29 protein-coding genes are annotated in these 26,010 nt (G+C 70.9%); 9 read left to right on the plus strand and 20 right to left on the minus strand.

Annotation, left to right across the window (positions count from 1 at the left end; genetic code table 11):
• Positions 1 to 6 precede the first annotated feature (6 nt).
• From ACFWQC_RS00730 to ACFWQC_RS00745, 4 genes are all read right to left on the minus strand, one after another.
• Positions 7 to 684: a hypothetical protein gene (locus ACFWQC_RS00730; protein ID WP_378671734.1), complete on the minus strand. Its 678-nt coding sequence runs from the start codon at positions 682 to 684 to the stop codon at positions 7 to 9.
• 101 nt (positions 685 to 785) lie between these two features.
• Positions 786 to 2,123, minus strand: a complete 1,338-nt coding sequence (locus tag ACFWQC_RS00735; protein WP_378671736.1) for an MFS transporter — start codon at positions 2,121 to 2,123, stop codon at positions 786 to 788.
• 25 nt (positions 2,124 to 2,148) lie between these two features.
• Positions 2,149 to 3,198 carry a PDR/VanB family oxidoreductase gene (locus tag ACFWQC_RS00740; protein ID WP_378671738.1) on the minus strand — a complete coding sequence of 350 codons (1,050 nt, stop codon included), beginning with the start codon at positions 3,196 to 3,198 and terminating at the stop codon, positions 2,149 to 2,151.
• 9 nt (positions 3,199 to 3,207) lie between these two features.
• On the minus strand, positions 3,208 to 4,308 hold the full coding sequence (locus ACFWQC_RS00745; protein ID WP_378671739.1) for a Rieske 2Fe-2S domain-containing protein: 1,101 nt from the start codon (positions 4,306 to 4,308) through the stop codon (positions 3,208 to 3,210).
• Between the two features lie 116 nt (positions 4,309 to 4,424).
• On the opposite strand from ACFWQC_RS00745, the gene ACFWQC_RS00750 reads away from it, so the two are divergent.
• Entirely contained in the window at positions 4,425 to 5,018 is a 594-nt protein-coding gene (locus tag ACFWQC_RS00750) for a PadR family transcriptional regulator (protein ID WP_355223753.1), read from the plus strand.
• 10 nt (positions 5,019 to 5,028) lie between these two features.
• On the opposite strand, the gene ACFWQC_RS00755 is transcribed toward ACFWQC_RS00750, so the two are convergent.
• The 7 genes from ACFWQC_RS00755 to ACFWQC_RS00785 are packed head-to-tail and all read right to left on the minus strand — an operon-like array spanning position 5,029 to position 10,451.
• A complete protein-coding gene (locus ACFWQC_RS00755) occupies positions 5,029 to 6,180 on the minus strand; it encodes a sensor histidine kinase (protein ID WP_378671741.1) in 1,152 nt (383 codons plus the stop codon).
• Positions 6,177 to 6,863, minus strand: coding sequence for a response regulator transcription factor (locus tag ACFWQC_RS00760; protein WP_378671742.1), 687 nt, complete (start codon positions 6,861 to 6,863; stop codon positions 6,177 to 6,179). The genes ACFWQC_RS00755 and ACFWQC_RS00760 overlap by 4 nt, the downstream gene beginning before the upstream one ends.
• Positions 6,864 to 6,867: 4 nt before the next feature.
• Complete coding sequence (locus ACFWQC_RS00765; protein WP_378671743.1) at positions 6,868 to 7,302, minus strand: hypothetical protein; 435 nt, start codon at positions 7,300 to 7,302, stop codon at positions 6,868 to 6,870.
• Positions 7,302 to 8,444: a molybdopterin-dependent oxidoreductase gene (locus ACFWQC_RS00770; protein ID WP_378671744.1), complete on the minus strand. Its 1,143-nt coding sequence runs from the start codon at positions 8,442 to 8,444 to the stop codon at positions 7,302 to 7,304. Before ACFWQC_RS00770 ends, ACFWQC_RS00765 begins: the two co-directional genes overlap by 1 nt.
• Complete coding sequence (locus tag ACFWQC_RS00775; protein ID WP_378671746.1) at positions 8,441 to 9,133, minus strand: methyltransferase domain-containing protein; 693 nt, start codon at positions 9,131 to 9,133, stop codon at positions 8,441 to 8,443. The genes ACFWQC_RS00770 and ACFWQC_RS00775 overlap by 4 nt, the downstream gene beginning before the upstream one ends.
• Positions 9,130 to 9,789 (minus strand): DUF2064 domain-containing protein, encoded by a 660-nt coding sequence (locus ACFWQC_RS00780; RefSeq protein ID WP_378671748.1) that lies wholly within the window; start codon positions 9,787 to 9,789, stop codon positions 9,130 to 9,132. Before ACFWQC_RS00780 ends, ACFWQC_RS00775 begins: the two co-directional genes overlap by 4 nt.
• A complete protein-coding gene (locus ACFWQC_RS00785; RefSeq protein WP_378671750.1) occupies positions 9,786 to 10,451 on the minus strand; it encodes a glycosyltransferase family 2 protein in 666 nt (221 codons plus the stop codon). Before ACFWQC_RS00785 ends, ACFWQC_RS00780 begins: the two co-directional genes overlap by 4 nt.
• Before the next feature lie 113 nt (positions 10,452 to 10,564).
• On the opposite strand from ACFWQC_RS00785, the gene ACFWQC_RS00790 reads away from it, so the two are divergent.
• Positions 10,565 to 11,905, plus strand: coding sequence for a hypothetical protein (locus ACFWQC_RS00790; RefSeq protein ID WP_378671752.1), 1,341 nt, complete (start codon positions 10,565 to 10,567; stop codon positions 11,903 to 11,905).
• Positions 11,906 to 11,916: 11 nt separating this feature from the next.
• Here the strand turns inward: ACFWQC_RS00790 and ACFWQC_RS00795 are convergent, their stop codons facing one another.
• A complete protein-coding gene (locus tag ACFWQC_RS00795; protein ID WP_378671754.1) occupies positions 11,917 to 12,963 on the minus strand; it encodes an NAD-dependent epimerase/dehydratase family protein in 1,047 nt (348 codons plus the stop codon).
• The gene (locus ACFWQC_RS00800) at positions 12,960 to 13,775 is read right to left on the minus strand and encodes an S-methyl-5'-thioadenosine phosphorylase (RefSeq protein ID WP_378671756.1); all 816 of its coding nucleotides are present in this window, start codon (positions 13,773 to 13,775) and stop codon (positions 12,960 to 12,962) included. Before ACFWQC_RS00800 ends, ACFWQC_RS00795 begins: the two co-directional genes overlap by 4 nt.
• 151 nt (positions 13,776 to 13,926) lie before the next feature.
• On the opposite strand from ACFWQC_RS00800, the gene ACFWQC_RS00805 reads away from it, so the two are divergent.
• On the plus strand, positions 13,927 to 14,355 hold the full coding sequence (locus tag ACFWQC_RS00805) for a hypothetical protein (protein ID WP_378671758.1): 429 nt from the start codon (positions 13,927 to 13,929) through the stop codon (positions 14,353 to 14,355).
• Positions 14,356 to 14,367: 12 nt separating this feature from the next.
• Here ACFWQC_RS00805 and ACFWQC_RS00810 read toward each other — a convergent pair whose 3' ends face one another.
• Positions 14,368 to 15,342, minus strand: a complete 975-nt coding sequence (locus ACFWQC_RS00810; protein WP_378671760.1) for a hypothetical protein — start codon at positions 15,340 to 15,342, stop codon at positions 14,368 to 14,370.
• Between the two features lie 192 nt (positions 15,343 to 15,534).
• Between ACFWQC_RS00810 and ACFWQC_RS00815 the strand changes: the two genes are divergently transcribed.
• Positions 15,535 to 15,912: a hypothetical protein gene (locus ACFWQC_RS00815; protein ID WP_378671761.1), complete on the plus strand. Its 378-nt coding sequence runs from the start codon at positions 15,535 to 15,537 to the stop codon at positions 15,910 to 15,912.
• Here ACFWQC_RS00815 and ACFWQC_RS00820 read toward each other — a convergent pair.
• On the minus strand, positions 15,881 to 17,140 hold the full coding sequence (locus tag ACFWQC_RS00820; RefSeq protein ID WP_378671763.1) for an MFS transporter: 1,260 nt from the start codon (positions 17,138 to 17,140) through the stop codon (positions 15,881 to 15,883). The two genes, ACFWQC_RS00815 and ACFWQC_RS00820, sit on opposite strands and share 32 nt — an antisense overlap.
• A 3-nt stretch (positions 17,141 to 17,143) precedes the next feature.
• Positions 17,144 to 17,719: an ArsR/SmtB family transcription factor gene (locus tag ACFWQC_RS00825; protein WP_378671765.1), complete on the minus strand. Its 576-nt coding sequence runs from the start codon at positions 17,717 to 17,719 to the stop codon at positions 17,144 to 17,146.
• Between the two features lie 107 nt (positions 17,720 to 17,826).
• Between ACFWQC_RS00825 and ACFWQC_RS00830 the strand changes: the two genes are divergently transcribed.
• Positions 17,827 to 19,176 carry an FAD/NAD(P)-binding protein gene (locus ACFWQC_RS00830; protein WP_378671766.1) on the plus strand — a complete coding sequence of 450 codons (1,350 nt, stop codon included), beginning with the start codon at positions 17,827 to 17,829 and terminating at the stop codon, positions 19,174 to 19,176.
• A 203-nt stretch (positions 19,177 to 19,379) separates the two neighbouring features.
• Here ACFWQC_RS00830 and mqo read toward each other — a convergent pair whose 3' ends face one another.
• A complete protein-coding gene (gene mqo, locus ACFWQC_RS00835; RefSeq protein WP_378671768.1) occupies positions 19,380 to 20,843 on the minus strand; it encodes a malate dehydrogenase (quinone) in 1,464 nt (487 codons plus the stop codon).
• A 161-nt stretch (positions 20,844 to 21,004) separates the two neighbouring features.
• On the opposite strand from mqo, the gene ACFWQC_RS00840 reads away from it, so the two are divergent.
• A complete protein-coding gene (locus ACFWQC_RS00840) occupies positions 21,005 to 22,093 on the plus strand; it encodes a PLP-dependent cysteine synthase family protein (protein WP_378671770.1) in 1,089 nt (362 codons plus the stop codon).
• Here ACFWQC_RS00840 and ACFWQC_RS00845 read toward each other — a convergent pair.
• Positions 22,057 to 22,755 carry a TIGR02206 family membrane protein gene (locus tag ACFWQC_RS00845; protein WP_378671773.1) on the minus strand — a complete coding sequence of 233 codons (699 nt, stop codon included), beginning with the start codon at positions 22,753 to 22,755 and terminating at the stop codon, positions 22,057 to 22,059. The two genes, ACFWQC_RS00840 and ACFWQC_RS00845, sit on opposite strands and share 37 nt — an antisense overlap.
• Positions 22,756 to 22,944: 189 nt before the next feature.
• Complete coding sequence (locus tag ACFWQC_RS00850) at positions 22,945 to 23,748, minus strand: putative protein N(5)-glutamine methyltransferase (RefSeq protein WP_378671775.1); 804 nt, start codon at positions 23,746 to 23,748, stop codon at positions 22,945 to 22,947.
• Positions 23,749 to 23,764: 16 nt separating this feature from the next.
• On the opposite strand from ACFWQC_RS00850, the gene ACFWQC_RS00855 reads away from it, so the two are divergent.
• From ACFWQC_RS00855 to ACFWQC_RS00865, 3 genes are read left to right on the plus strand one after another with little or no spacing between them, the layout of a single operon-like run.
• Entirely contained in the window at positions 23,765 to 24,121 is a 357-nt protein-coding gene (locus ACFWQC_RS00855; RefSeq protein WP_378671777.1) for a hypothetical protein, read from the plus strand.
• Positions 24,118 to 24,561, plus strand: coding sequence for a hypothetical protein (locus ACFWQC_RS00860; protein WP_378671778.1), 444 nt, complete (start codon positions 24,118 to 24,120; stop codon positions 24,559 to 24,561). Before ACFWQC_RS00855 ends, ACFWQC_RS00860 begins: the two co-directional genes overlap by 4 nt.
• Positions 24,527 to 25,579, plus strand: coding sequence for an MBL fold metallo-hydrolase (locus tag ACFWQC_RS00865; protein WP_378671780.1), 1,053 nt, complete (start codon positions 24,527 to 24,529; stop codon positions 25,577 to 25,579). The genes ACFWQC_RS00860 and ACFWQC_RS00865 overlap by 35 nt, the downstream gene beginning before the upstream one ends.
• Here the strand turns inward: ACFWQC_RS00865 and ACFWQC_RS00870 are convergent.
• Complete coding sequence (locus ACFWQC_RS00870) at positions 25,569 to 26,000, minus strand: GNAT family N-acetyltransferase (RefSeq protein ID WP_378671782.1); 432 nt, start codon at positions 25,998 to 26,000, stop codon at positions 25,569 to 25,571. The two genes, ACFWQC_RS00865 and ACFWQC_RS00870, sit on opposite strands and share 11 nt — an antisense overlap.
• Positions 26,001 to 26,010 lie beyond the last annotated feature (10 nt).

Raw genomic sequence — 26,010 nt, forward strand, 5'->3', positions numbered from 1 at the left:
AGCACCTCAGCACCCGTCGCGGAGCAGGCCCGGCTGACGTCCGACGGAGACCTCGATGAACTCGACCTTCGCGTCGCGGGTGTTGCCGGAGAGCAGGAAGCCGATCCAGCGGTCGCTGTCCTTGACGACCCAGGTCGTCTGGCCGTAGTCGTTGGTCTGCTGGGCGCCGGTCCCGTAGATGTCCTTGAGGACCATCAGGGAGTCGCCGATCGTGACGCCTCGAGCGGTCTCCAGGACGGGCTTGCTCATCCCGAAGGAGACGATCTCGCCCTGCTGGTCGTAGGTGACGTCGACGCCGTCGCCGACCTGGTCGGCCCACTTCCAGTGCTTGCCCTCGCAGGCCTCCTCGCGCGCGGCGTCGCGGGTCATCCAGCCCTGCTGCACGAGCGAACGTACGTTGCCCTCGGCCATGATCCTCCCGAAGGCCCCGGGTGCCAGCGGGCCGCCCCAGTCCAGCTTCGGGGTCGGGGTGGCGGTGATCGGGACCTCCGACGGGGCTGGCGTCGGCGTGGGAGTCGCGGGCGCTTCCGAAGGCGGAGCCGAGGACGGAGCCGAGGAGGCGGGGGCGGCGGAGGGCGATCCGGCCGACGGAGCCGGGTCGCTCCCGCACCCGGCGAGGCCGAGCAGACCGACAACGGCGGTCGCCGCGAGCGCGGCACGGAGCTGGATGCGGGATGTGGACATGGTGACTCCTCGTCGGTCGTACGCCCCGAGCGGGCGTCCTGCCGATCTAGACGGTCCACGGCCCGTCCCGGTTGCAGCCGGGACGGACCGATTCCCGGCGCCTAGGCCGAGGCCATGTCCGGAACGGTCCGAGCGGCCTGCCCGGTCCGCAGGAAGAGCAGCGCGACGGCGGAGATGGCGACGACGACGGCAGCGCCGACGTACAGGTTGACCGGCGTCCACGAGGCGTCGAGGAGGCGCCCGGCGAGCATCGGCGACAGGATCGCTCCGATGCGGCCGATGCCGATCGCCCAGCCCATGCCGGTGCTGCGGATCTCGGTGCTGTAGACGGCCGGGGTGATCGTGTAGAGGCCGGCGATGCAGCCGTTGATGAGCGCGCCGACGACCACGCCGATGATCAGCGCGACGGTGAGCAGCGCCGTGCTGGTGATGAAGACGACCATCGTCAGCGCCGAGAGCACCGTGAAGCCGATCAGGACCAGGCGGCTGTCCAGCCGGGAGGCGACGAGGCCGTAGAGGACCGAGCCGGCGGTGCCGCCCAGCGCCAGCATCATGCCGGCGGTGACCGCGTCCGCCTCGGACATCCCCGAGGTCACCAGCAGCTGCGGGGTCCAGCTGTTGACGAAGTAGAAGCCGAACATCGTGGCCAGGAACGCCACCCAGATGAGCAGGGTCGAGCGGCGCAGGTCAGCGCTCAGCAGTACGCCGGGGTTGCCGCTGCGGTGCCGCGTCGTCGGCCGCGGCGCGGCCTCCAGGGCGTCCGAGGTGATCGCGGGCTGCCCGAGCCGGCCGAGGATCCGGTTGATCCGCTCGACGGCCTGCCGCGGCCGGCGCTGGACCAGGAAGTCGACCGACTCGGGCAGCAGCACGACGAGGAGGATCAGCGCGATCCCGGTCGCGACGCCGCCGGCGACGAAGACGCTGCGCCAGCCCAGGTCGGCCAGCATGCCGCGCGCGGCCACGCCGCCCAGGGTGGCGCCGATGCCGTACCCCGCCGTGTAGAGGCCGATCGCCAGACCGCGCCAGCGCGCCGAGGCGTACTCGCTCGCGATCACGTTGGTGCTGGCCAGGATGCCGCCGACCCCCAGTCCGGTGACGACGCGGGCGAGGCCGAGGAGGACGGCCGAGGGGGCGACCGCGGAGAGCAGCATGCCGAGGGTCGCCAGGCCGACGCTGATCAGGATCAGCGGCCGGCGTCCGATGACGTCGGCGACCGGAGCCAGCGCCAGCGAGCCGACCGCCATGCCGACGAGGCCGGCGCTCAGCAGCACGCCGAGCTCCGAGCCGCTCAGCGCGAACTCCTCGCTCAGCGAGGAGGCGGTGAAGGCCATCGCCATCACGTCGAATCCGTCAAGACAGTTCAGCAGGACGCAGAGGGCGACGACCATCCACTGATACGGGGTCATCGCGGCGGCGTCGATGCGCGCACGAAGGTTCATCTCGGGTCTCTTTCGGGGTGGGGGTTCACGGAAGATGCAGGGTCACGGCGGCCGGTTCGGCGGAGGCTGAGCCGGGATCGCCGGGATCGCCGGGATCGCCGGGATTGCCGGGTTCGCCGCGGGCGGCGCGAGCGACGCAGAGGCACAAGGAGGCGTACGTCTCCTTCTGCTGCTGGCTCAGGAAGACGTCGCGGTGGTCGATCCGGCCGCTGACGTCGAGGACCTTGACCTGGCAGATCCCGCACTCGCCCTTGCGGCAGTCCCACATCACGTCGACGCCGGCGTCCTCGAGCGCGTCGAGCATCGAGCTGTCCTTGCCGACGCGGACGGAGCGGTCGAACTGGGGGAGGTGCACGACGAAGTCCTCCGCCGCCCAGGCGCCGCTGCTGCCGAACGTCTCGAACCGCAGGTTGGGCTCCGGCAGCTCATGGGCCGCCCAGGCGCGGCGGATCGCGTCCATCAGCCGGATCGGCCCGCACATGTACATCTCGGTCCGCGCCGCCGCCGAAGAGCCGGCGATCTCGCCGACCAGCGTCTCCACGTCGAGGCGTACGTCCTCGTCGTCGACGAACACCCGCAGGCGATCGCCGTGCACCTCGACGAGCTCGTCGAGGTGGGCCATGACCGCACGCCGACGGCCGGCCAGGACGAGCGTGTAGTCGGCGCCGCGGCGGCGCAGGGTGTCGGCCATCGCCACCAGGGCGGTGATGCCGATGCCGCCGGCGACCAGCACGTAGCGGTCGGCGCCGACGCCGAGCGGGAAGCTCTGGACCGGACCGGTCATCTCGACCACGTCCCCCACGCGGAGGCCATGCATGTGGCGGGACCCACCGCGCGAGCTCGGGGCCAGCTGCACGCCGAGGGTGAGCCTGCGGCCGCCGTCCTCGGAGCGGACGATGGAGTAGGACCGCTTCCGCACATGACCGGAGAGGTCGAGCCGGAGATCGATGTGGGTGCCGGGAGCGGCGTGGACGGGGCGGTCGGGGCACAGCACGATGCGGCGTACGCCCTCGGCGAGGTCATCGGTCTCGACCACACGGCCCTGCTGCCACCAGGTCTGGGTGTTCACTGCCATGGTCGCCGCCTACTTCGCTGCGGCGGCGGGGAGACCCTCCGCCTGCAGCATGCGGTCCAGGATCCGGCGTACCCACATCCCGCCGGCGTCGATGTTGAGGCTGTAGAACTCGTGCTCCGGGTTGGCGTCGATCGCGCGCTGCTGCGCGGCCAGCATCTCCTCGTCCTCGCCGAAGACGCCGTGGACGCCCTGGCGCAGCTGGGTCGTGATCGTCTGGCTCTCCAGGCGGTAGTTGCGCATGAAGGCCCAGAAGTAGTGCGACGTGCGCGCGGTCTCGGGGGTGATCGTGTTCATCACGAAGCCGTTGACGCCCTGGCTGCGGTCGCCCTCGGGGGCGCCGGTGCCGGCCTTGGCGACGCCGACGTCGATGCGGATCGTCGAGGGTGCCTCGAAGTGGATGATCTGCCAGCGGTCGACCTTCCCGCTGAAGCCGGGGAACCTGTCGCGCATGTTCTTGAGCCAGAACGGCGGAGCGTCGATGTCGCGCATCCAGCGGGTCACGGTCACGCCGCGATCGGTGTGGCTCACCTCGAACTCGGCCTCGGAGAGCTCGTCCTGCCCGATGCTCGAGCTGTGCACGAACTCCTCGTGGGTGAGGTCCATCAGGTTGTCGAGCACCAGCTGGTAGTTGCAGGGCGCGTAGATCGTCTCGCCGTCGCCGGCCCACTCCGGGGAGTCCATCTGGTGCATGTCGGGCACGGCGTCAGGGTCGGCGAGGTCGGGGTCGCCGACCCAGACCCACACGTAGCGGTAGCGCTCCACGACCGGGTAGGACGGGACGATCGCGCTCGGGTTGATCGTCTCCTGCGCGGGCATGCTCGTGCAGCGGCCGGCCGAGTTGTAGCGCAGCCCGTGGTAGGGGCACTGGATCTCGTCGCCGAGCACCTTGCCCTTCGACAGCGGCGCCAGCCGGTGCCAGCAGGCGTCGGCGAGGGCGACGGCACGACCGTCACCGTTGCGCCACAGGGCCAGCGGGCGGCCGGCGATGGTGCGGGCGAGCGGCTGCTTCGCGGTCACCTCGTGGTCCCAGGCCGCGACGTACCAGGCGTTGCGGGGGAAGTTGAAGATCTTGCTGGCGGCGGTGACCGGAGGCGAATCCGGGATGGTCATGTGGGAACTCCCTATGGAGATAGGTGTTGTGCTCGTCACAAACTACCTATCTCTATAGTTAGTGGCAAGAGGCGGGTACGCTCGCGCCACAGTCATTGCGTGCAGAGGGGGTCACGATGTCGCTGAGGTACGCGCTGCTCGCGCTGCTCACCTCACGCCCGATGACCGGCTACGACGTCTCCAAGCAGTTCAGCCAGTCGGTGGCCCACGTCTGGCACGCTCCCGACTCGCAGATCTACCCGGAGCTGAACCGGATGGAGCGCGACGGCCTGCTCGAGTCCGCGGTCGTGCCGTGGGGCAAGAAGGGCACCAAGAAGGAGTACGCCGTCACCGAGGCCGGGGTGAAGGCCTTCCGGGAGTGGATGGACTCGCCCATCGAGATCCGCCGGCAGCGGGAGCCCGCCTACCTCAAGGCCGCCTACCTGGAGTGGGCCGAGCCCGGTGCCGCGCGCGCCGAGCTGGAGCAGTTCCGCGACCACTGGACCGAGCACCTGGCGATGCTCGAGGCCACCCGTGCCACGCTCGTCGACCGCAGCCACCCCACGCTGGCCCGGCGGCTCGAGCACTACGACGCGAGCCAGTGGGACCGGATCGTGCGCTACAAGATCTTCGCCTACGACGGCCTGATCGACCAGGCGCGTGCCGCGGTCGCCTGGGCCGAGCGAGGCCTTGTGCTCGTCGACGAGCTGGAGGGCTCGACCGTCGACTGAGCCCCCGGAGTCAGGCCGGCAGGCGTACGTGGAACCGGCAGCCGGTCGCGGCCGGAAGGTTCTCCACCCAGACCCTGCCGCGGTGTGCGTCGACGAGACCTTTGACGATGGCGAGGCCGAAACCGGCGCCCTGGCCGCCGGCGCCGTCTGCGCCCTCGGGTGCGGTCGGGGTGCGCGCGGAGCTGCCCTGCCAGCCGAGATCGAAGACCCGCTCCATGTCGCTCGGATCCAGGCCGCCACAGCCGTCGCTGACGCTGAGGTCGACGCTGCGTACGTCTCCGGGAGCCATCTGGCAGTGCACCACCACGGTGCCGTCGGCAGGGGTGTGGCGGATGGCGTTCATCAGCAGGTTGGAGACGACGCGGGACAGGCTGGCCGGGTCGGCGGTGATCTCGAGGCCGTCCTCGACCTGACCACCGAGCCGGACCCGCCGCTCCCGGGCGACCGGATCGGCCCCGGCCAGCGCCTCGCTGACCAGGTCACCGAGCAGGACCGGCTCCGGCGTCAGGGTGAGCGCGCCGGCCTGGATCCGGGAGAGCTCGAAGAGGTCGTCCACGAGCCTGGCCAGCCGCTCGACCTCGACGCGGATGCGCTGGTGGTAGCGGTGGGGATCGGCGGCGATCCCGTCCTCGAGCGCCTCGGCCATCGCCCGGAGCCCCGAGAGCGGCGTACGCAGGTCGTGGGCCACCCAGGAGACCAGCTCGCGCCGTGACTCCTCGAGCCTGGCCTCCCGCGCACTGGCCTCCTCGAGCCGCCGCTGGGTCTCGGCGAGCTCGGCCGAGAGCGACCTGAGCTCCCGCGGTCCGCTCTCGGAAGGCTGCTGCCGCGTCCCGAGCGCCATCCCGCGCGCCTGCTGCTGGACGGCGCCGGACCAGCGGACCATCGCCGAGCCGATGACGAAGGCGACCAGGATCGCCACCACCACGGCGATCGAGGTGACCACGGTGATGACCTGCAGGTCGTGGCCGGAGAGGAACATCATCCAGGCGATCCCGAGTACGCCACCGAAGACCGTGAGCACGGCGATCGCTGCGACCAGAGTGAGCTGCCAGCGGATCGACCAGCGGCGCGTCAGCCAGGCGACCAGGAGCCCGGCCAGACCGACGGCGAGACCGGCGCCCGCGGCGACGAGGGCGATCTGGGCCGCATCGGCGAACTTCATGCGCCCACCTCCGCGGACTCCCAGCGGTAGCCGACGCCCCAGACCGTGACCAGCCGCTCCGGCCGGGTCGGGTCGGACTCGATCTTCTCGCGCAGCCGGCGTACGTGGACGGTGACCGTCGAACGGTCGCCGATCGTCCATCCCCAGACGTGCTCGAGCAGGTCCTCCCGGGTGAAAGCCTTGCCGGGGTGGGCGATCAGGTAGCGGAGCAGGTCGAACTCCCGGGTGGTCAAGGACAGCTCCGCCCCGGAGTTGGTCGCCACTCGCCGGTCGGCGTCGACAACCAGGGAGCCGTCGGAGACCACGCCGCCCTCGCCGGAGTGGCCGGTGCGCTTGAGCACCGAGTCGACGCGCAGCACCAGCTCCCGCGGACTGAACGGCTTGCCGACGTAGTCGTCGGCACCGAGCTCGAGCCCCATGATCCGGTCGGCCTCGCTGCCGAGTGCGGTGAGCATGATGATCGGCACCTCGCTCGCCTGCCGGAGCCGCCGGCACACCTCCAGACCGTCGATGCCGGGCAGCATCAGGTCGAGGATGACGATGTCGGCGGGTCGTTCGCTCATCGCGCGCAGCGCCTGCTCGCCGTCCCCGGCCTCGACGACGTCGTGCGAGCCCGCGCGCAGGTAGGACGCCAGCACCTCGCGAACGGTGAGGTCGTCGTCGACCACGAGCACACGGGCCATCGGTCTACTCCTCCTCGACGTTCGCTCGGGCGGGCTGTCGTGAGCGTAGTTCGCCGAGCGCGACGGCGACACCGGCGCACACGCACAGGATCGCGAATACCAGCAGCCCCTGGGTGTAGTCGCGGTCCAGCAGCGTCGGATTGTCCGGCTTCGCCCCGAACCGGCCGAGGACCGGGATCGCCACCAGAGCCGCCGGCCCGAGCAGCACCAGCACCGTCACCGCGCCGCGGGCGACGGCCCGCGGGAGCAGTCGGCCACCGACCCACCCGAGCCCGAGCACCACCGGCGCCAGGATCCCGTCGTGGATCACGACCGCCGCCGCCAGCCAGAGGACGACCTCGACGATCTGGCCGAGGTCCTGTGTGCTCACCAGCAGCCAGGCGCCGTACGCCATCCCGGCCGCCCCGAGCAGGATCAGTCCTCCGCGCATGCCTCTCATCAGAGCACCTCGATCCGGGAGACCCACTTGGTCTGCATGACCCCGGGACGGTCGGGCGCGATCAGCCGGACCGGGTAGCCGTGGTCCATCGAGAGCGTCTCGCCGTCGAGCATCAGGGCCATCAGGGTCCGCTCGTCATCGGCGAAGTTCGGCGGAAGCACGGTGTCCGCGGACGCGCTGAACGTCTGGATCGACCGGACCCGCACCTCTCGTCCAGGCGGGGCGCCGACGAGGTCGAGCAGGTCGCGGAGACGTATGCCGCCCCACTCGCCCGAGGCGCTCCAGCCTTCGACGCAGGCGATCGGGAGAGTGTGCGTGCGCTGCTCCATGGCGACCAGGTCATCGCGGGTCAAGGACCGGGTCGTGGCGCCGTGGACGACCTCGAGCCGGTAGGCGGCGCTGCTCGCCTCGGCCACCACGCCGGCCGAGTGCGCGGTGCGGTTGATCGGGATGCCGTGCTCACGGGAACGTGGCGAGAGGGCGGCGATCCGACTGAGGCCGGGGACGGTGCCCGCCGCATAGAGCACGGCGGCGGCGACCGCGGACGTGCCGGCCAGGGCGAGCACGCCGCGCCGGCTGACCGGCCCGGGCCGGACCGCGTTCGGCCGGTCGTGGGAGGTGTCGTCGACGTCGCCCTTCAGGGCGTCGCGGACGACCGGCAGCTTCACCGCGATGTGCACCAGCAGCGCTCCGACGGCGACGAACGCGAGCGCGTAGTGGGTGCTGCGGAAGCTGAAGCCCCAGGGGTACCACTGCGCGACGTTGAGCAGACCGGTGGTGAGCTGGACCAGCGAGGTGCTGACCAGGACGGCGATCGAGCCTCGCTCCAGCGCCGTCGGCAGTGCCTCCCGGACCTGACGCGGCATCGGCTGGAAGAGCTTGGGGAAGACGACCCACAGCTTGATCAGCAGGAGCGGGATCGCAGCGGTGCCGGCGACGACGTGCAGGCCCTGGGTGAGCTGGTAGAGCCGCGACGGGCTGGTCGGAAGCGGCACCGGTTGATGGTCGACCTGGGCGTAGTGGCTGATCAGGCCGGTCACGAGCGCGACCAGGAAGCAGACTCCGAGCCAGAGTCCGACTCTCGCGGCGACAGCGGCGCTGCGCAGGCGTGAGCTGAACGAGTCCTCCGAGGGGATTCTCATGCGGCGTCCTCTACGAGTACGGCGACCCAGCGGTCACCGGTGGGGGTGAGCGGGGCCTGGGGTGACCGGCGAGGCAGTGCCGGACGATGTGGGAGCGGCTCGAGCCGCCTCACTGCGAGACCGACCTCGGCGGCGATCGACCCGATGGCGTCGGCACCGACGACCGCCCAGGGGAACTCCGAGGAGCCACCGCACTGGCAGACGAGCTCGGCGAGCAGCGGGCCGCTCGGCGTCCCGGGCGGATGCACCTCGGCGACCACCCGGCCGCCGGGCACGAGCAGCCGGCGTACGCGGGCGAGCAGGGCGAGCGGGTCTCCGCCGATCCCGACGTTGCCGTCGGCGAGGAGAGCGGTCGTCCACCAGCCCTCACCGGGCAACGGCTCGAAGAGGTCGCGACAGACCGCGCGGCCACCGCGAGCCTCGGTCTGGGCAACCGCCTCCGGGACGATGTCGACGCCGAGCGACGGCAGCCCGCGGGCGGCGAGCGCGGCGGTCATCCTCCCGGGGCCGCAGCCGAGATCGACCGTCGGTCCGGCGCAGTAGGAGAGCAGGGCGAGGTCCGCGGCGTCGGCGGTGCGGGTCCAGTCCTCGACCGGAAGTCGGGAGGCCATGCCATCGACGCTCACCACCCGGCACTCCTCGCTGGCGAATGCGTGCGCGAACGCCGACTCGGCCGCCACCGCGGTCATCGGGCGACCCGCGCGATCTCGGCCGCGATCTTCGCGAACCGGGTGTGCGGGGCGGCCGCGGCGACCGGATCGACGTCGGCGAGGTGGTCGACGTCGCGCAGCCGCTCGCCGGCGGCGACCCGGAGGCCGAGTCCTTCGAGCGCGGAGCGGGTGGCTGCGTACGTCTGAGGGGTGGACATGGGTACGTCGCGCAGCGCGGTGGCGGCCGACGGGTCACGGAGCGCCAGGGCCCACCAGCCGCCGTCCTCGGCCGGAGCGAGCACGGCGTCGGCCGCCTCCAGGCCGCCGGCCACGGCCAGCAGCCCGGCCGGGGTCACCTGCGGGGTGTCCATGCCGATCTGCACGACCCGTCCGGGGACCTCGGCGTGGGCGTTCGCGAGTCGCTCCCCGAGCCCGTTCCCGCGCTGCGGGGCGATGGTCCATCCGGTGAGCGCGGTCCGGAGCTCGTCCGCCCGGACCCCGTCGGCGAGGTCGCCGGAGAGGGCGAGCCGGCACCGGTCCGGCCCCACGGCCAGCGTGCACGCCTCGATCGTGTCCAGCAGAGCGGCCGCCGCGACGGCCGTGGCGGTCGCCTTCCCGACGCCGGCCGCCAGCCGGGTCTTCACCAAGCCGGGCACGGGTGCCTTGGCGACGAGGAGGAACGTCAGCGACGTCATGAGAGCACCCGCCAGAAGTCGTACGCCGCCCGCAGGCTGCCCCGCACGGAGCCGGAGACCTTCGAGCGCCCGGCGGTCCGAGGGTGGTAGTCGACGTCGATCTCGTGGACCCGCCAGCCGGCGCGGGCCGCGCGATCGAGGAGCTCGACCGGGTAGCCCGAGCGCCGGTCCTCCACTCCGAGGCCGAGCAGCGCCTCCCGGCGGGCCGCGCGCAGCGGGGCGATGTCGCGCACCCGCAGACCGGTGCGACGCCGCAGCGCGGCCAGGACCAGCCGGTTGCCGACCCTGGCGTGCCACGGCTGTGCCCCCGCGGTCACCGGTCTGCGGCGGCCCAGCGCCAGGTCCGCCTCGTCACGCCTGATCGTCTCGACCAGAGGCAGCGCGGCTGCTGGATCGAAGGATCCGTCACCGTCCATCACCACGACATAGGGCGCGGTGGCGGCCAGCAGCCCGGCGTGCACCGCCGCCCCGTACCCCGGCCGCGACTCCGACACCACTCGCGCCCCCTGCGCGCGGGCGACGTCGGCGGTGCCGTCGGTCGAGCCGTTGTCGACGACGATCACGGAGAGCCCCGCCGGCACCCGTGGCAGCAGCTCGCGCAGAGCTGCGGCCTCGTCGCGGCAGGGCAGCACAAGGTCTGTATCGGGACTGGTCTCGGCCATGCGATCGACTCTAGGAACGAGCCGCCGCCGATGGGGCCCGCAGATCTTACGGTCCGGTGACGGGCCCCGTGCGCCGGCGGCCATCGGGCCGTCGCGGACCTACGCTCGCAGTCGTGAACTCCTCAGCTCACCGCGCCGCCCTGGTGGGGCTCGTCGCCACGGTCGCCCTCGTCATGACGGCCGTCGTCGTGCCGCCCCTGCTCGACTGGCAGGTGTGGCCACGGGTGCACCTCGACGACGGCACGTTCCCTCCGCTCCACGGATACCCGCAGGTCAAGGTGGGAATCGGCACGCTTCCGGCGGTCCTGCTCGCGCTCGCGTCGCTGCGCTGGGCGGACCCGATGGCGCGGCGCCTACCCTGGCGGCGCCTGCTCCTGGTCGCGTACGCCGCGGGCCTGGTGTGGCTGCTGGCGCTGGCGTTGGTGGACGGCCCCGACGGCATCTCGCGGGTGCTGGGGAACCCGACGGAGTACCTCGAGACGGCCAGGGCTGTCGACGACGTACCGGGGCTGCTGCGCGAGTACGTCTCCCGGATCCCCTACGACGCCCCGGAGGGGAACTGGCCGGTCCACATCGCCGGCCACCCGCCCGGGATGGTGCTCTTCTTCGTGCTTCTGGTGAAGGTCGGTCTCGGTGGAGATCTCGCCGCGGGCCTGGTCGTCATCGCGCTCGCCGCGACCTTGCCGCCGGCGGTCATGACAACGGTCCGGGTCCTCGGTGCCGAGGACGCGGCACGGGCGGCGGGGCCGTACCTGGTCCTGTCTCCGAGCGCGGTGTTCCTGGCGGTCTCGGCCGATGCGGTGATGGCGGTCGCGGTCGCCTGGGGGATGTGCTGCCTGGCCCTCGCCTGCCGGGCCGGGGCCGGTCGGGGCTGGCCGTGGGCGGTTCTCGCCGGCCTGCTCCTCGGCTACGTCGTGATGATGTCGTACGGGCTCCCGCTCACCGGCGTGCTCGCTCTGGCGGTGCTCTGGCTCGGGCGGGGCTGGTGGGTGCTGCCGGTCGCGGCGGCGTCGGCGCTCGCGGTGGTGCTCACCTTCGCCGCCGGCGGTTTCGCCTGGTGGGAGGCGTATCCCGTGCTGGTCGATCGCTACTGGGACGGGCTGGCCAGCCAGCGCCCCGGCGCCTACTGGACCTGGGGCAACCTGGCCGCGCTCGCGATCAGCGCCGGACCGCTCGTCGGTGCCGGGCTCGGTGCCACCTGGGCCGCTCGCCGCGATCTGGCCGACCGGGCCAACCGGGTCGTCGTCGTCCTGGTCTCGGCCGCGGTGATCATGGTCGCCCTCGCCGACGCCTCCCAGATGAGCCGGGCGGAGGTGGAACGGATCTGGCTGCCGTTCATGCCCTGGCTCACCCTCGGCTGCGCGCTCCTCCCCGAGCGCTGGCGACGACCCGGCCTGGCCCTGCAGGTCCTCACCGCGCTGCTCGTCCAGCACCTGCTCTACACGAGCTGGTGAACCCCGGAGCCCTAGGTCCGCAGCGGCGCGGTGGCGAAGGCCGGCAGACCGACCTCCGGCAGCACGTCGGCGCGGAAGCCGAGCTCCTTCGCCGCGAGCTCCGGGGAGGCGACGACATGGCGTACGTCCCCGATCCGGTAGCGCCCGGTGACCACCGGCTCCACCTCCGTCTGAGTCCCGCGTGCGACCAGCGAGGCCACCTCGCTGATCGTGACCGGGTGCCCGGACGCGACGTTGTAGGCCGCCAGCTCCCCGCGTGACCGCTCGGAGGTCGCCTCCAGGGCCGCCAGGTTGGCGCGGGCCACGTCGTCGACGTGGACGAAGTCGCGCTGCTGGCCGCCGTCCTCGAACACCTGCGGCGCCTCGCCCCGCTCCAAGGAGGACCGGAAGATGGCGGCGACCCCGGAGTAGGGCGTGTCCGCGGGCATGTGCGGCCCGTAGACGTTGTGGTAGCGCAGCGCGATCGCCGTCGCGTCGGCCTGACGGGCCCAGGCGGAGGCGTAGTGCTCCTGGGCGACCTTGCTGGCCGCGTACGAGCTGCGCGGGTCTAGCCTGGCGGACTCGGCCACCGCGGCCCAGCTCAGTGCACCGCCGCAGAGGTCGCAATGGTTCTCGAAGTCACCGGCATCGAGCGCGGCGCGCGAGCGTGGCGGCGGGACCCGGTCGCCGTGGGTCTCGCAGACATAGCGGCCCTCGCCGTAGACGACCATCGAGGAGGCGAGCACCAGCCGGGAGACCCCGTGCTCGCTCATGGCGGCCAGGAGCGCGGCGGTGCCGAGGTCGTTGTGTGCGGCGTAGAGCGGGAGATCGGCCACGGTCACGCCGGCACCGACGACAGCCGCCTGGTGGCAGACCGCGTCGATGCCGTCCAGCAGGTCGCCCCAGCCACCGGCGTCGCGTACGTCGAGCAGGTTCGTCCCGGGCGGCACCTCGGCCGCCTCGCCGTGGGCCATCGGCAGCAGCACGTCGACGCGCACGACCTCGTGGCCGGCATCCTCCAGCACCCGGCCGATCGCGGTGCCGATGAAGCCGGCCGACCCGGTCAGCAGGACCCTCATGGGATCTCGTAGGCGAGGGTCTTGCCCTCGGCCCAGGTCGAGCAGGAGCAGCCGGCCGGGTCGGGCAGGCCCTCGATCGTGTCGGCCAGGATGGTCCGCATCCGCTCCAGGTTGGCCGCGAAGAGCGCGTAGACGTCGTCCTCGTCGACGCCCTCGCCCTCGGCCGCGCCCGCGTCCATGTCCGTGACCAGGCACAACGGCGCGTAACACATCCGCAGCTCGCGGGCGAGCGCCGCCTCCGGGGCGCCGGTCATCCCGACCAGCGTCCAGCCCTGGGCGGCGTGGTGGATCGACTCCGCGCGGGTCGAGAACCGCGGCCCCTCGATCACGATGAGCGTTCCGCCGACCTTCACGGACGGGTCGGAGGCCGCGTACGCCTTGGCGATCCGCGCGCAGTAGGGATCAGCGAGAGGTACGTGGGTGGCGCCGCTCTCCACGTAGCTGGGGATCCGGCGCCAGGTGCGGTCGACGAGCTGGTCGGGCGTGACCAGGTCGCCGGTGGCGACGGCATCGGCCCGGAGACCGCCGACGGCGCTCGGGGAGAGCACCTGGGTCACGCCGAGCGACCTCAGCGCCCAGAGGTTGGCACGGTAGGGGATGGCGTGCGGCGGGTACTCGTGCGAACGGCCGTGGCGGGGCACGAAGGCGACCGACCGGCCGGCGACCGTGCCCACCGTGACCGGCGCGGAGGGGTCGCCGTAGGGGGTCTCGACGGTCACCTCCTCGGCATCGGTCAAGAACTCGTAGAGCCCGGTCCCACCGATGACCCCGACCTCGGCGCGGGGTGCCTGTCCGCTGTCCAGCACAGTCATGCCTTCACTGTGCCAGCGCTGATCCCTGGGCGACAGGGATCAGCACATCCGTCACCGTTCGGTAATACCTGCCCGGAAAGCCCGTAGGTCTCGACCCGCTTCGCGGGGACGCAGGCTCGAATGTCGGTGGTCGCGGGCACAATGCGACGGCGTGGGGAGACGTACGTCGCTGGGAGTGCTGGTCGTCCTGCTGGCGGTCGCCGGCTGGGCGGTCTCGTTGTGGCTTCCGGACGATGCGCCGGCGACACGGCGGACCCCACCGGCGGCGACCGCGGCGCCTGCACCGGGGCCGGTCGACGGGCTCGAGTCGCGCCGTGATCTCGCGGCGTTGGCGACGGGTGCGAGGCGACCGGAGGGGCTGACTGTCTACGTCCGTTCGTCGTTCGGCGGGAGCTGGGCGGACACCGACGGCAACGGGTGCAACCAGCGCGACGACGTGCTCCTCCGCGACGCCGTCGAGGTGCGGAAGGAGTTCCAGTGTGCGTACGCAGCCCGCTGGATCGGGACCAAGACTCGCTGGTCGCTCGCCGCGGACGACAGCGAGCGACGGGCGCTCGAGGAGATGCTCGGCTACTGCTGAGCGCCCTGAGACTCAGACCGCCCGGCGATAGATGGCCATCGCGCGGTCGTAGGCCTCCCACGCCCGCCAGGACTCCAGCGCCCGTTCGCCCTGTGGCTTGAGGCCGTCGACCTTGTGATAGGACTCGCCGCTCTCGTACTGCGACTCCCGGCCCGTCACCAGCGAGAGCAGCATCGGCAGCACGCTCTCGTCGGTGACCGTGATCGTGCCGACCTGGAACGTCTGCCGCACCCACTCGACCCGCCGGTCCGAGCCCAGGACGAGCACCACGGGCAGCTGCGAGACCCGGGCGATCGTGTCGAGGATCGGCCCGAGCCCGTCCGGGACCCAGCGCTCGCCGGCCGGCGGGGTCGGCGCTTTGGGGATGCTCATGGTGGAGTACGCCGGGACCTGGCCGGTCAGCGGGCCGGCGATCTTCTCGGTCGCCTTTGCGGTCGGATCCGGCGCGACATCCGAGTCGGTCTTCTCCGCTGCCCTCCGGCGCGGCCTGATCGCAGGGATCTTCGAGGTGAAGTTGAAGCTGCCCGTTCGGGTGGAATCGATGTGTCGCCCGGGGGCCGGCTCGGGCGCCCGGCCGAGGGCCGAGGTCGGCGCGGGGGCCGTGGCGGTGGTGACCAGCTCGGCCGCGTGCTTCCCGTGCGTCCGGATCGAGCCATCGGCGGCGAACTCGAACAGCGCGACCCGGACCCTGTCGGCCCACTCGACCGCGTCCACGGTGTAACCCGCACGGCTGAACAGCGCGACCGTCCGAGCGTCGTAGGCGTAGCCCGCGCCGCGTACGGCACAGACGCTGCGTGCCTCGGTCGGTGAGCGGGTGAGCACCACCTGCGCGACGACGACGTTGTCCGGTCGGCCGCCGATGATGTCGATGTCGGCGGCCGCGGTGCTGCCTGACGGGGCAGCGTCGGGCCAGCCGAGGGTATGCAGATGCTCCGCGGCGTACTTCTCGGCTTCATCGCCGGTTCTGGGCTGCCTCGGGGGTGCCAACGTAGGGTCCTTCCTCGATCCGCGCTTCGCGCGGTCACTCCCTCCACTCGGGCCTCCCTGCCCGACCGAGATTGGGAGGGATGATAGGCCCGCTGCGTACGTCTTGTCCGACGGGGTCGCGAATCAGGTGGCGCTGTTCGCTCCTGGCGGATCCAGTCACGTTTGTCGGTGCTCGCCGCTAGCGTGATGTTCATGAGGCGCCCGCATGAGAACGTCGCTACGGTCCTGGTGGACCCGCGCGTTCTGGGCGACATCGAGATCGAGCTGATGTCCCTCGACATGCCGCTGTGGCGGGTGTGCGCGGCGCCGATCGTGAAGGACGGGCAGCGGCTCGCATTCCAGGTCCGCCACCGGCTGCTGATGTCCAAGCGGGGCGAGTGGGACTGCGCCAAGGAGTGGGTCCCGGTCTGGATCGGCTTCGGCTCCAGCTGGGCGTTCCCCGGCGAGGCCATCCCGTGGCCGGCCCACAAGGCGCTCTGGACGCTCCTGGAGGGCTACTCCGACAACGTCCGCTACAACAAGCGGCTCGGCGGCATCCCTAGGATTCCGCGGCTGCGGGAAGCCTGCTAGCCGCCGGATCCGGCCGCCGCTCGATCTGCTTCCAGGTCGGGTCGATCGCGGGGAACATCGTGACCACGAAGTACGCGATCCCGAGAATGGCGAAGGCGCTGGTGAGGCCGATCGTGGAGATCAGGGTCCCGCCGAGCAGGCCGCCGAGCGGCATCAAGCCCCAGGCGCCCGCGGCGATGAGGGAGGTGACGCGTCCGACGAGCGGAGCCGGGATCCGTTCGTACTTGATCGCACCGATGATCGGGTTGAGGAACCCGCTGGACACACCTGCAAGGGCAAAGACCGCGAAGATCGCCCACAGCGGTGCCCCGACGGCGATGACGGCGAACCGCGGCAGTCCGGTGATGAGAAAGGCGATGAGGTACGTCGGGTAGCGCCGTATCCGGTTGCCGATCATGGCTGCGATGGCCGAGCCGATGGCCGAGCAGCCACCCATGACGGCGAACAGCAGGCCGAGTGTCTGCGCACTGGCGTGGGTCTGTGCCCACAGTGGCATCAGGACGCCGCTCGCGGCAGCGTCGATGAGGTTCGTGAAGGCGACCATGATGGCGATCCCGAGCAGCACGCGGTCACCGCGAAGGTACTTCCAGCCCTCGGCGAGCTGACCGAGATAGGGGGTCGGGTCCTTGGCCGCGACAGGGTTCGCGGACCCGGCAGGGCGAGGGAGACGTGCCGTTGTGGTGGCCAGCACCACTGCGCACAGGGCGAACGAGACGGCGTCGATGGCGATCGCGTTGGCTGCACCGACCACACCGATGAGCACGCCGGCTGCGGCCGCTCCGAACATCGAGGCCGTGCGCTCGACCACCGAGTGCAGTCCGGTCACACGCTCGGTGGGTACGCCGGCGGAGGCGACCAGCTCCGGGATCATCGCGCTCTTCGCGTCGTCGCCCGGACCACGCAGGGCACCGGCGAGGGCCACGAGAACAAGGAGGGCGGCGAAGTGCAGCCACCCCGTGGCGTACAGAAGTGGGATGAGGCCGACCACGAGGGTGGAGGCCAGGTCGCAGGTGATCGACACGCGGCGCTTTCCGAGCCTGTCGATCAAGGGACCGCCGAAGATCTTCATGGCCACGAGGGGTGCCAGTTCGAAGAGGGCGATCAACCCGGTCTTGGTAGGGCTGCCGGTGGTCTCGAGTACGAACCACGGGAGCGCCAGCATCGAGAGGCGGGTCCCGACGAAGGAGATGGCGTTGGAGGTCAACCAGCCGTAGAGGGGGAGCCGCATCGCTCAGTCTGCCTCGGGGTCCCTGCCCAGATGGCCCGGCTGGGGGAAGGCGTTGAGCTGGAACGTGAATGGCTCGCCGTCCGGGTCGTCCTCGAGCTCGCTGAGCATGTCCATGATGCGATCTCGCACTTCGATCGCACGTGCTGGCGTGAGACGTGGGATCCAGTCGCTGTAGGTCGTCGTCTCGCGCCACTCATCGGGCAACATGACACGCTCTTCGATCGAGCGCTGCAGCTTCTCCGCGTAGTTGGTCACCACGACCTGCAGGTAAGCGTCGAACGCCTCGCGTGCTTCCTCGTTGTCCGGGAGCAGCTCACTATCGGTCTGGGTCATCTGGTGGGCCGCCTTCCACCAGCGCTCACGGCCGTTGCCGCGCTCCTGGTCGTCGACGATGAACCCGTGCTGGGCCAGATGCCTGAGGTGGTAGGAGGTTGCGCCGCTGTTGAGGCCGAGCCGGGCTGCCAACATCGTCGCCGTCGCAGGTCCGTCGACGCGCAGGATGCCGAGCATGCGCGTTCTGACGGGATGGGTGAGTGCCTTCAGCTGGTCCAGGCTCGGGACGATCGTCGGTTCTTTCATACCTCCACGATAAACCGCAAAGGTTTGTTTGCAAATAGGTGTTTGCGATCTTCGGAATCCAAGTAACCTGCTGAACAAACCTCGAATAGCGCAGATAAGGTGTCTGGGTGACGACAGACGCCTTGCCGCCCGAACCGACCTCCACCCCGACGGTGGCGATCATCGGAGGAGGAGCCAGCGGCACGCTGACCGCGATCAACCTGCTCCGCCGCGGTGCGTCGGTGACGCTGTTCGAGTCACGCGGAGAGGTGGGCTACGGAGTGGCCTACTCGACCACCGACGGCCGCCATCTCCTCAACGTCCGGGCCAACAACATGTCGGGCTTCCCCGGCGACCGTGACGACCTGCTCGACTGGGCGGCCGAGGCCGGCATCCAGCTCGGCCCGATCGACTTCCTGCCCCGGCGCGACTACGCGCGCTACCTCCGCGACCGGCTCGCCGGTGCTGCCGAGGGTGGTCCCGGGACGCTCGAGACCGTCGGCGAGACGGTCATCGACGTCGAGCCGGCCGGTGCCGGTTTCCGGGTGCTGACCGGCGACGACGCAGGACATGTCGCGGACGCCGTCGTCCTCGCCTACGGCAACCCACCGCCCCAGCCGCTGGCCGGACTACCCGAGGCGCAGTGGAACCTGTCGGACCCCTGGGACGTGGCTCGGATCAGCGCCCTGCCCGTCGATGCGACCGTACTCGTCGTCGGCACCGGCCTGACCGCCGTCGACACGACCGTCACGCTCCTCGACGACTCCCCGGAGCGCCGGGTGATCATGGTGAGCCGCCACGGCCTGGTCCCCAACCCCCACGTCGACGACCAGTTCACCTCCTGGGTGACCCCGGTTCCCGACGGCCCGCTGACCGCCGACGGCATCGCAGGCCTCGTACGCGACCAGATCGAGCACGCGGCCGGCCTCGGTGTCGACTGGCGTGCCGTCATCGACGGCCTGCGTGGCCCGACCCAGTCGATCTGGCGCCGCCTGCCCGAGCCGGAGCGCCGTCGCTTCCGCGAGGTCTACGCCCGTGAGTGGGAGGTACGCCGCCACCGCATGGCTCCGCGCATCGCCGCCCTCCTCGACGCCTACCGGGCCGAGGGGCGCCTGGAGATCCTCGGCGGCGGGGTGCTCGGCTGCCGGGTGGACGCTGTCGACCAGCCGGTCGTCTCCCTGGCCGACGGTGACCGCGAGGTCACCGCGGTGATCAACTGCACCGGCCCCTCACCCGACATCACCCGCACCGACAACCCCCTCCTGCTCGCGCTCCAGAAGCGCGGCCTGATCGCCCCCGACCCCCTCCGCCTCGGCATCGACGTCACCGAGGACGGCCACGTCATCGGAGCGGACGGCAGCGTCGTACCCAATCTTCTGACCGTCGGCCCGCCCTGCAAGGGCGCGCTCTACGAGGCCACCGCCATCCCCGAGATCCGTGGACAGGCGCTCGCTGTAGCAACCCACCTCACGAGCTGACCGCCCCCGCCGGCCGGGCCAACCGCTGGTCGAGCCGCCGGAGCCGCTAGGCGGAGGCGTGTCGAGACCAACACGGTTCTGTCGAGCGCGGCAGGGGACTGTGTTGGTCTCGACACGCTCGGCCGCAGGCGGCCTCACGGCTCGACCAGCGAAGGGAGGTTCGACCGGGGGCGGGCAGCGGTGGGCAGCGGTCGGCTTGGCTACTAGCCGAGGTGGAGCTGGCGGTCGGTGCGCGCGAAGGTCTCGGCGGCGAGCTCGGGGTCGGCGCTGAGCTCGGGGCCGGTGGCCGGGATCATCGTCTTGAGCTGCGGCTGCCAGCCGTCCCAGCGGTCGGGGAAGCAGCGACGCAGGACGTTGACCATGATCCCCGGGGCGGTCGAGGCACCGGGGGAGGCGCCGAGCAGGCCGGCGATGGTGCCGTCCTCGGCGGTGATGACCTCGGTGCCGAACTGGAGTACGCCATCGGGGCGGATGACCTGCACCCGCTGGCCGGCGATGACCCGCTCCCAGTCCTTGCGGTCGGCGGCGGGGAAGAAGTCGAGGAGGTCGTCGAACTTCTTGCGCGGCGAGCGCAGCAGCTCCTTGACCAGGTAGACGGTGAGGTCCATGTTGGTCAGGCCGGCCCGCAGCATCGGCAGCAGGTTGTGGGGCCGCACCGAGAGGAACAGGTCGGTGAGCGAGCCGGTCTTGAGGAAGCGCGGGCTCCAGCCGGCGTACGGACCGAACATCAGGTGGGTCTTGCCCTCGACGTAGCGGGTGTCGAGGTGGGGAACCGACATCGGCGGAGCGCCGACGGCGGCCTTGCCGTAAGCCTTGGCGCGATGCTGGGCGACGAGCTCCGGCTTGGACGTACGCAGGAACTCACCGGAGACGGGGAAGCCGCCGAAGCCGCGGATCTCCCGGATCGCGGCCTTCTGCAGCAGCGGCAGCGCGTAGCCGCCGGCGCCGACGAAGACGAAGCGGGAACGCAGGTGGTACTTCCCGGTCGCGTTGCGGCCGTAGATGTGCCAGAAGCCGTCCATGGTCTGGTGCAGGTCGGTGATCTCGGACCCGGTCTCCAGGTCGGCGCCCTTGTCCACCAGGGTGCGGGTCAGGATCGAGGTGAGCGAGCCGAAGTCGACGTCGGTGCCGGCGTTGGTCCAGGTGGCCGCGATCGGCTCGTCGGCGAGCGACTTGGCCGAGCGGCCCTCGAGCAGCAGCGGCGCCCAGCCCTTGATGACCTCGGGGTCCTCGCTGAACTCCATCCCGCTGAAGAGCGGGTGGACCGAGAGCGCCTCGTAGCGCTTGCGCAGGTAGTCGACGTTCTCGGCGCCCCACACGAAGGACATGTGCGGCACGGTGTGGATGAACTTGTCCGGGTCCGGGATGCGGCCGTTCTCGACCAGGAAGGACCACAGCTGACGGGAGAGCTGGAACTGCTCGTTGACGTTGACGGCCTTGGAGATGTCGACCGAGCCGTCGGCGTTCTGCGGGCTGTAGTTGAGCTCGCACAGCGCGGAGTGGCCGGTGCCGGCGTTGTTCCACGGGCCGGAGGACTCGGCGGCGGGTGAGTCGAGCCGCTCGATGAGCTTGATGGACCAGCTGGGCTCCAGCTCCTGGAGGAGCACGCCCAGGGTGGCGCTCATGATGCCGCCGCCGATCAGCACTACGTCAAGAGGTTCGTCCACAGGTCTTTTGTCTCGCTTTTGGGGCCGCAATGGTTAATCGGGGTCCTTAGATCGGTCTAACTTGTGGGCAACTTCACTGCCCGGCCCCGACATGATTCCGTCTGTCATTGTGGCTCACCGCACGTGCCGGTGGAAGTTCAGGGGGGAGTTACGCTCGGGCGGTGCCACGCCTCTCTGACTCTCATCGCGCCTGGATCGACGAAGCCGTACGCCGCGTCGAGGCCGACGCGCAGCGCTCGGCCGACACCCATCTGCACGCGGTGCCCCTGCCGACGTGCCCCGAGATCGATCTCTACCTCAAGGACGAATCAAGCCATCCCACCGGCTCTCTGAAGCACCGCCTGGCCCGGTCGCTGTTCCTCTACGCGGTCTGCAACGGCTGGCTCCACGAGGGCTCAACGGTCGTCGAGGCCTCGTCGGGATCCACCGCGGTCTCGGAGGCCTACTTCGCCGGCCTCCTCGGGCTGCCGTTCGTCGCGGTCATGCCGCGCTCGACCTCGGAGGAGAAGGTGCGCCTGATCGAGTGGCACGGCGGCCGCTGCCACTTCGTCGACCGTGCTCCCGACATGTACGCAGAGGCCGAGCGCCTCGCCCGCGAGTGCGGCGGGCACTACATGGACCAGTTCACCTACGCCGAGCGGGCCACCGACTGGCGCGGCAACAACAACATCGCCGAGTCGATCTTCGACCAGATGTCGCAGGAGCGATACCCGGTGCCGACCTGGATCGTCGTCTCGGCCGGCACCGGCGGCACCTCGGCGACGATCGGCCGCTACCTCCACTACCGCCGCCACCCCACCAGGCTGATGGTCGCCGACCCGGAGAACTCCGCCTTCTACGGCGGCTGGGAGACGGACACCTCCGACTACGCCACCGGCATGCCGTCGCGCATCGAGGGGATCGGCCGGCCGCGGGTCGAGCCGTCCTTCGTCGGCGGGGTCGTCGACGACATGGTCCAGGTCCCCGACGCGGCGTCGATCGCGACGATGCGCTGGCTCTCGGCCCGGATGGGCCGCTCGGTCGGCCCCTCGACGGGCACCAACGTGTGGGCATCGCTGGGTGTCGTACGCGAGATGTCCGAGGCCGGCACCGAGGGCAGCGTCGTCTCGCTGCTGTGCGACTCCGGGGAGCGCTACCGCTCCTCCTACTACGACGACGGCTGGGTGAGCGAGAAGGGCATCGACCTGGCGCCGTACGCCTCGGCTCTCGCCGGCTACGAGCGCACCGGCGTCCTCGTCGACCCGTCCTGACGGGCCCAGATCCGCAGCCCCAGCGTGATCAGCGCCCACACGACGGCGACGATCAGGATCTCGTTGAGGACGTAGACCGGCCACGGCCCGAGCAGGTCGAGCATCGAGCCCGACTCCGGCTTGTAGCGCAGGTAGCCGTAGTTGGCGTCGAGGACGAGGTTGAGGACGTACGCCACGACGGCCCACGCCGCCGTCGTCGCGACCGTCCAGCCGTAGTCGCGCCACCGGGGTAGCAGCTTGAGCCCGAAGACCAGATAGACCGCGGCGGTCACGATCATCAGGTGCTGACCCCAGAAGGTGAAGTAGCTGACGTCCGGGAAGTCCATCACGTCCGGGGTGAACACGCCCTGCGTGGTCAGCGTGAGGCCCCAGAAGCAGGTCAGCGCGGTCGGGTAGGGATGGTGGGTCCACAGCGCGAACGCCGCCGCGACCCACGCCAGGTCGCACAGGTGGATCGGCAGATCGATGAAGAGATCGAAGTCGGTGACCCACTCGTGGGCCTGCAGCGGGATCGTCGTCAGCGGGATCGCGAGCGCGAATCCTCGTGAGAATCTCGACGGCTTCGCCTCGGTCCGCTGCCGTCTGCCCAGCCAGACGACAGCCACGATCCCCGCTGTGAGCAGGGACAACGGCACCAGGTGCGCCAGACCGTAAGCCTGCATGACGGAAGTCTGACGGGATTCTCGAAAAAATTCTTCCCAACCCGCGTCATGGGTCGGCGGGTGGCCCGTTTCATCGGCGAGAAGGTCGCCCACCGGTGGGGGGTGGACGAACTTCCAGGTGGCGGTCCCTCTGAATGCACACTGCGGGGGTGGTGTGCAATCAGAGGGACGCCTCGCTTTTAGGTGCGCTCAGGGGGCCGTTCCGGTCACCGCGGTCGCGTAGAGGTCCTCGTCGTGATGGATCTCCGCGACGAGCCCCTGCTCCCGCATCAGGCTCGCGGTGACGGCCGCCTGCTCCTGGCCGGCCTCGATGACGAGTACGCCGCCGGCGGCCAGATGCTTCGGAGCCTGCTCGATCACGCGGCGCTGGACGTCGAGCCCGTCCGCGCCGCCGTCGAGGGCCACGTGGTGCTCGTGGTCGCGCGCCTCGGGCGGCATGTTCCGGATCTGGTCGCTCGGCACGTACGGCGCGTTGGCCACGATCACGTCGAGCTCGAGGTCGTGGGGGAGCGGGTCGTAGAGATCGCCGAGGAGCACCCGTCGGTTTCGGGGTCTGAACGCAGTGGCCCCGAGCTTGTCGAGATTTCCCCGAGCGCACTCGACCGCCGCCGGGTCGATGTCGGTGGCCCAGACCTCCGCCTCCGGCCGGCGCGCCGCGATGGCGGCGCCCAGCGCTCCGGCCCCGCAGCCGAGGTCGAGCACCTTGGGTGCCGCGATTCGCTCGGCCGTCCGGCAGGCGAGCTCGACCATCAGCGCCGAGCGCTGCCGGGGCACGAACACCCCCGGTGCGACCCGGATCCGGAGCCCGCAGAACTCGGCCCAGCCCAGGATGAGCTCCAGCGGCTCGCCGGCCGCGCGGCGTACGACCATCTCCTCTCGCTCCAGGGCGGAGACCGGGGCGGACTCGAGCAGTGCCGCCTCGTCCTCGGCGAAGACGCAGCCGGCGGCGCGGAGCCGGGCGACGAGCCCCGGATCGGGAGAGGTGGAGGTCATTGGAGAAGATTGGCACGTGGACGCCGTGACCCTGATCGGATTTATCGTGGCCGGGTATGCCGCGTTCGTGACGATCGCGGCCGTGCTCGGCGTGGTGCTGAAGGCGCCCCGGCCGAAATGGCTGGATCAGGTGGCGTGGATGCTGGAGATCCTGGCGATCGTGCTCGCGATCGGTGCCCTGGCGGCCTGGTCGGGCGGACGCAAGCCGGAGTCGCTGTCGACCTTCCTGGGCTACCTCGGCGCGCTGGTGTGCCTGATGCCGCTCGCTCTGCAGACGATGCGCGGGGACCGCTCGACCTGGTCCTCGGGCGTGATCGCGGCGGCTGCCCTGGCGACGGGCGTCGTGGCCGTACGCGTCATGATGGTCCGGTGACCGCGACCTCCCCTGCCAAGACTCGTTCCGGTCCGCACCTGGTGCTGCTGACGGTCTACGCGATCTTCGTACTCGCCGCGGGAGCCCGGTCCCTGGTGCAGGTCTTCACCGCCTTCGACGAGGCCCCGATCGCCTACTCGCTCTCGGTCGTCGCCGCGGCGACGTACGTCGCGGGCTGGTTCGCGATCCGCCGGGCGGCCGGCGGGTCGGCGGGCTTCGCGAAGATCATGCTGTGGGTCGAGCTGGCCGGCGTCATCGTCGTCGGTGTCCTGTCCCTGGCCGTGCCGTCCTGGTTCCCGGATGACTCGGTATGGTCGAAGTTCGGGAGCGGATACGGTTTCGTTCCTGCCCTGTTGCCGATCCTGGGCCTGCTCTGGCTCTGGAAGGTCAACCCGAAGGAGACGGATGAGTCAGTCGACAGCCACCGCGATCTCGCCTGACTCAGGGGAGCACTGGTCCGCTCCGGGAGCGTGGACGGTCGCCGACGGCGTGCACCGGATCCCGCTGCCGCTGCCGATGGACGGGCTCAAGGCGGTCAACATCTACGTCCTCGAGGGCGACGACGGGCTCTCGCTGGTCGACGGTGGCTGGGCGATCACCGAGGGGCGGGAAGCGCTCGAGTCCGGGCTGAAGAATCTCGGCTTCGAGTTCGGTGACATCCGGCGGTTCCTCGTGACCCACGTACACCGCGACCACTACACGCTCGCCTCGGTCCTCGGTCAGGAGTTCGGCGCGGACGTGCTGCTCGGCGCCGGCGACCGGGCCACGCTCGAGCTCACCAACGGCGATCTCGACGGCTGGGTCTCGACCGACCGGCTGCTCGCGTACGCCGGTGCGCACGAGCTGGCCGCCGAGTGGGCCGCCAACCCGCCGCCCGCGCCCGATCTCTCCCACTGGCGGATGCCCTCGCAGTGGCTGGAGGGCGACGTACGCCTCGACGTGGCCGGGCGTGACCTCGATGCCGTGCACACCCCTGGCCACACCCAGGGCCACTACGTCTATGCGGACCTGGCCGGCTCGGTCCTGTTCGCCGGCGACCACGTGCTGCCCACGATCACACCGTCGATCGGCTTCGAGCCGGTGCCGGTCATCGACCCGCTCGGCGACTTCATGGCCTCGCTGACCAAGGTCAGGACCCTGCCAGACCTGCGGCTGCTGCCCGCTCACGGTCCGGTCGCCACCTCCTCGCACGCCCGCGTCGACGAGCTCCTGGCCCACCACGAGTCGCGGCTGGCCCAGTCGCTGGCGTCCTTGCAGGCTGGTCGACGCTCCGCGCTCGAGGTCGCCAACGACCTCGGCTGGACCCGCCACGAGCGCGCCTTCGCCGAGCTCGACTTCTTCAACGCCGGCCTCGCCGTCATGGAGACCAAGGCCCATCTCGAGCTGCTGGCCGCCCGCGGTCAGGCGACCCGTGAGGAGACCGAGGCGAGCGTGCTCTTCGCCCCTGTCAGCGCGTGAGCCGCATCGGGGTGTGCGGGATGCCGTCCTCGAGGAACTCCTCGCCGTCCTTCACGAACCCGAACTTGGCGTACCAGCCGGCCAGCGGCGTCTGAGCGTCGAGGACGACGTCGCGATCGGTGACGGCCTCGACGGCGGCGGTCATGATCACGTCGGCCAGGCCCTTGCCGCGGTGGGTGGGGGCGAGGACGACGCGGCCGATCCGCCATACGTCGCCGTCGTCGAGGATGCGGGCGGTGCCGGCGAGCTGGTCGCCGTCGCTCAGCACCACGTGACGCGTCCCGGGCTCGAGGTCACGGCCGTCCAGGTCGAGGTAGGGGCAGTCCTGCTCGACGATGAAGACGTCTTGGCGCAGCCGCCACAGGGAGTACGCGGTCTTGGGGGACAGGTCGTCGAAGGACGAGATGGCGACGTCGGTCATGGGTGGATTC

This window comes from Nocardioides sp. NPDC058538 (assembly GCF_042719275.1).
In the GTDB taxonomy this organism is placed as follows: Bacteria; Actinomycetota; Actinomycetes; order Propionibacteriales; family Nocardioidaceae; genus Nocardioides.

Coding starts and splice junctions, on each gene's coding strand:
- ACFWQC_RS00730 (WP_378671734.1), bottom strand. CDS start 684: ATGTCCACATCCCGCATCCAGCTCCGTGCCGCGCTCGCGGCGACCGCC.
- ACFWQC_RS00735 (WP_378671736.1), bottom strand. CDS start 2,123: ATGAACCTTCGTGCGCGCATCGACGCCGCCGCGATGACCCCGTATCAG.
- ACFWQC_RS00740 (WP_378671738.1), bottom strand. CDS start 3,198: ATGGCAGTGAACACCCAGACCTGGTGGCAGCAGGGCCGTGTGGTCGAG.
- ACFWQC_RS00745 (WP_378671739.1), bottom strand. CDS start 4,308: ATGACCATCCCGGATTCGCCTCCGGTCACCGCCGCCAGCAAGATCTTC.
- ACFWQC_RS00750 (WP_355223753.1), top strand. CDS start 4,425: ATGTCGCTGAGGTACGCGCTGCTCGCGCTGCTCACCTCACGCCCGATG.
- ACFWQC_RS00755 (WP_378671741.1), bottom strand. CDS start 6,180: ATGAAGTTCGCCGATGCGGCCCAGATCGCCCTCGTCGCCGCGGGCGCC.
- ACFWQC_RS00760 (WP_378671742.1), bottom strand. CDS start 6,863: ATGGCCCGTGTGCTCGTGGTCGACGACGACCTCACCGTTCGCGAGGTG.
- ACFWQC_RS00765 (WP_378671743.1), bottom strand. CDS start 7,302: ATGAGAGGCATGCGCGGAGGACTGATCCTGCTCGGGGCGGCCGGGATG.
- ACFWQC_RS00770 (WP_378671744.1), bottom strand. CDS start 8,444: ATGAGAATCCCCTCGGAGGACTCGTTCAGCTCACGCCTGCGCAGCGCC.
- ACFWQC_RS00775 (WP_378671746.1), bottom strand. CDS start 9,133: ATGACCGCGGTGGCGGCCGAGTCGGCGTTCGCGCACGCATTCGCCAGC.
- ACFWQC_RS00780 (WP_378671748.1), bottom strand. CDS start 9,789: ATGACGTCGCTGACGTTCCTCCTCGTCGCCAAGGCACCCGTGCCCGGC.
- ACFWQC_RS00785 (WP_378671750.1), bottom strand. CDS start 10,451: ATGGCCGAGACCAGTCCCGATACAGACCTTGTGCTGCCCTGCCGCGAC.
- ACFWQC_RS00795 (WP_378671754.1), bottom strand. CDS start 12,963: ATGAGGGTCCTGCTGACCGGGTCGGCCGGCTTCATCGGCACCGCGATC.
- ACFWQC_RS00800 (WP_378671756.1), bottom strand. CDS start 13,775: ATGACTGTGCTGGACAGCGGACAGGCACCCCGCGCCGAGGTCGGGGTC.
- ACFWQC_RS00815 (WP_378671761.1), top strand. CDS start 15,535: ATGAGGCGCCCGCATGAGAACGTCGCTACGGTCCTGGTGGACCCGCGC.
- ACFWQC_RS00820 (WP_378671763.1), bottom strand. CDS start 17,140: ATGCGGCTCCCCCTCTACGGCTGGTTGACCTCCAACGCCATCTCCTTC.
- ACFWQC_RS00825 (WP_378671765.1), bottom strand. CDS start 17,719: ATGAAAGAACCGACGATCGTCCCGAGCCTGGACCAGCTGAAGGCACTC.
- ACFWQC_RS00845 (WP_378671773.1), bottom strand. CDS start 22,755: ATGCAGGCTTACGGTCTGGCGCACCTGGTGCCGTTGTCCCTGCTCACA.
- ACFWQC_RS00850 (WP_378671775.1), bottom strand. CDS start 23,748: ATGACCTCCACCTCTCCCGATCCGGGGCTCGTCGCCCGGCTCCGCGCC.
- ACFWQC_RS00865 (WP_378671780.1), top strand. CDS start 24,527: ATGAGTCAGTCGACAGCCACCGCGATCTCGCCTGACTCAGGGGAGCAC.
- ACFWQC_RS00870 (WP_378671782.1), bottom strand. CDS start 26,000: ATGACCGACGTCGCCATCTCGTCCTTCGACGACCTGTCCCCCAAGACC.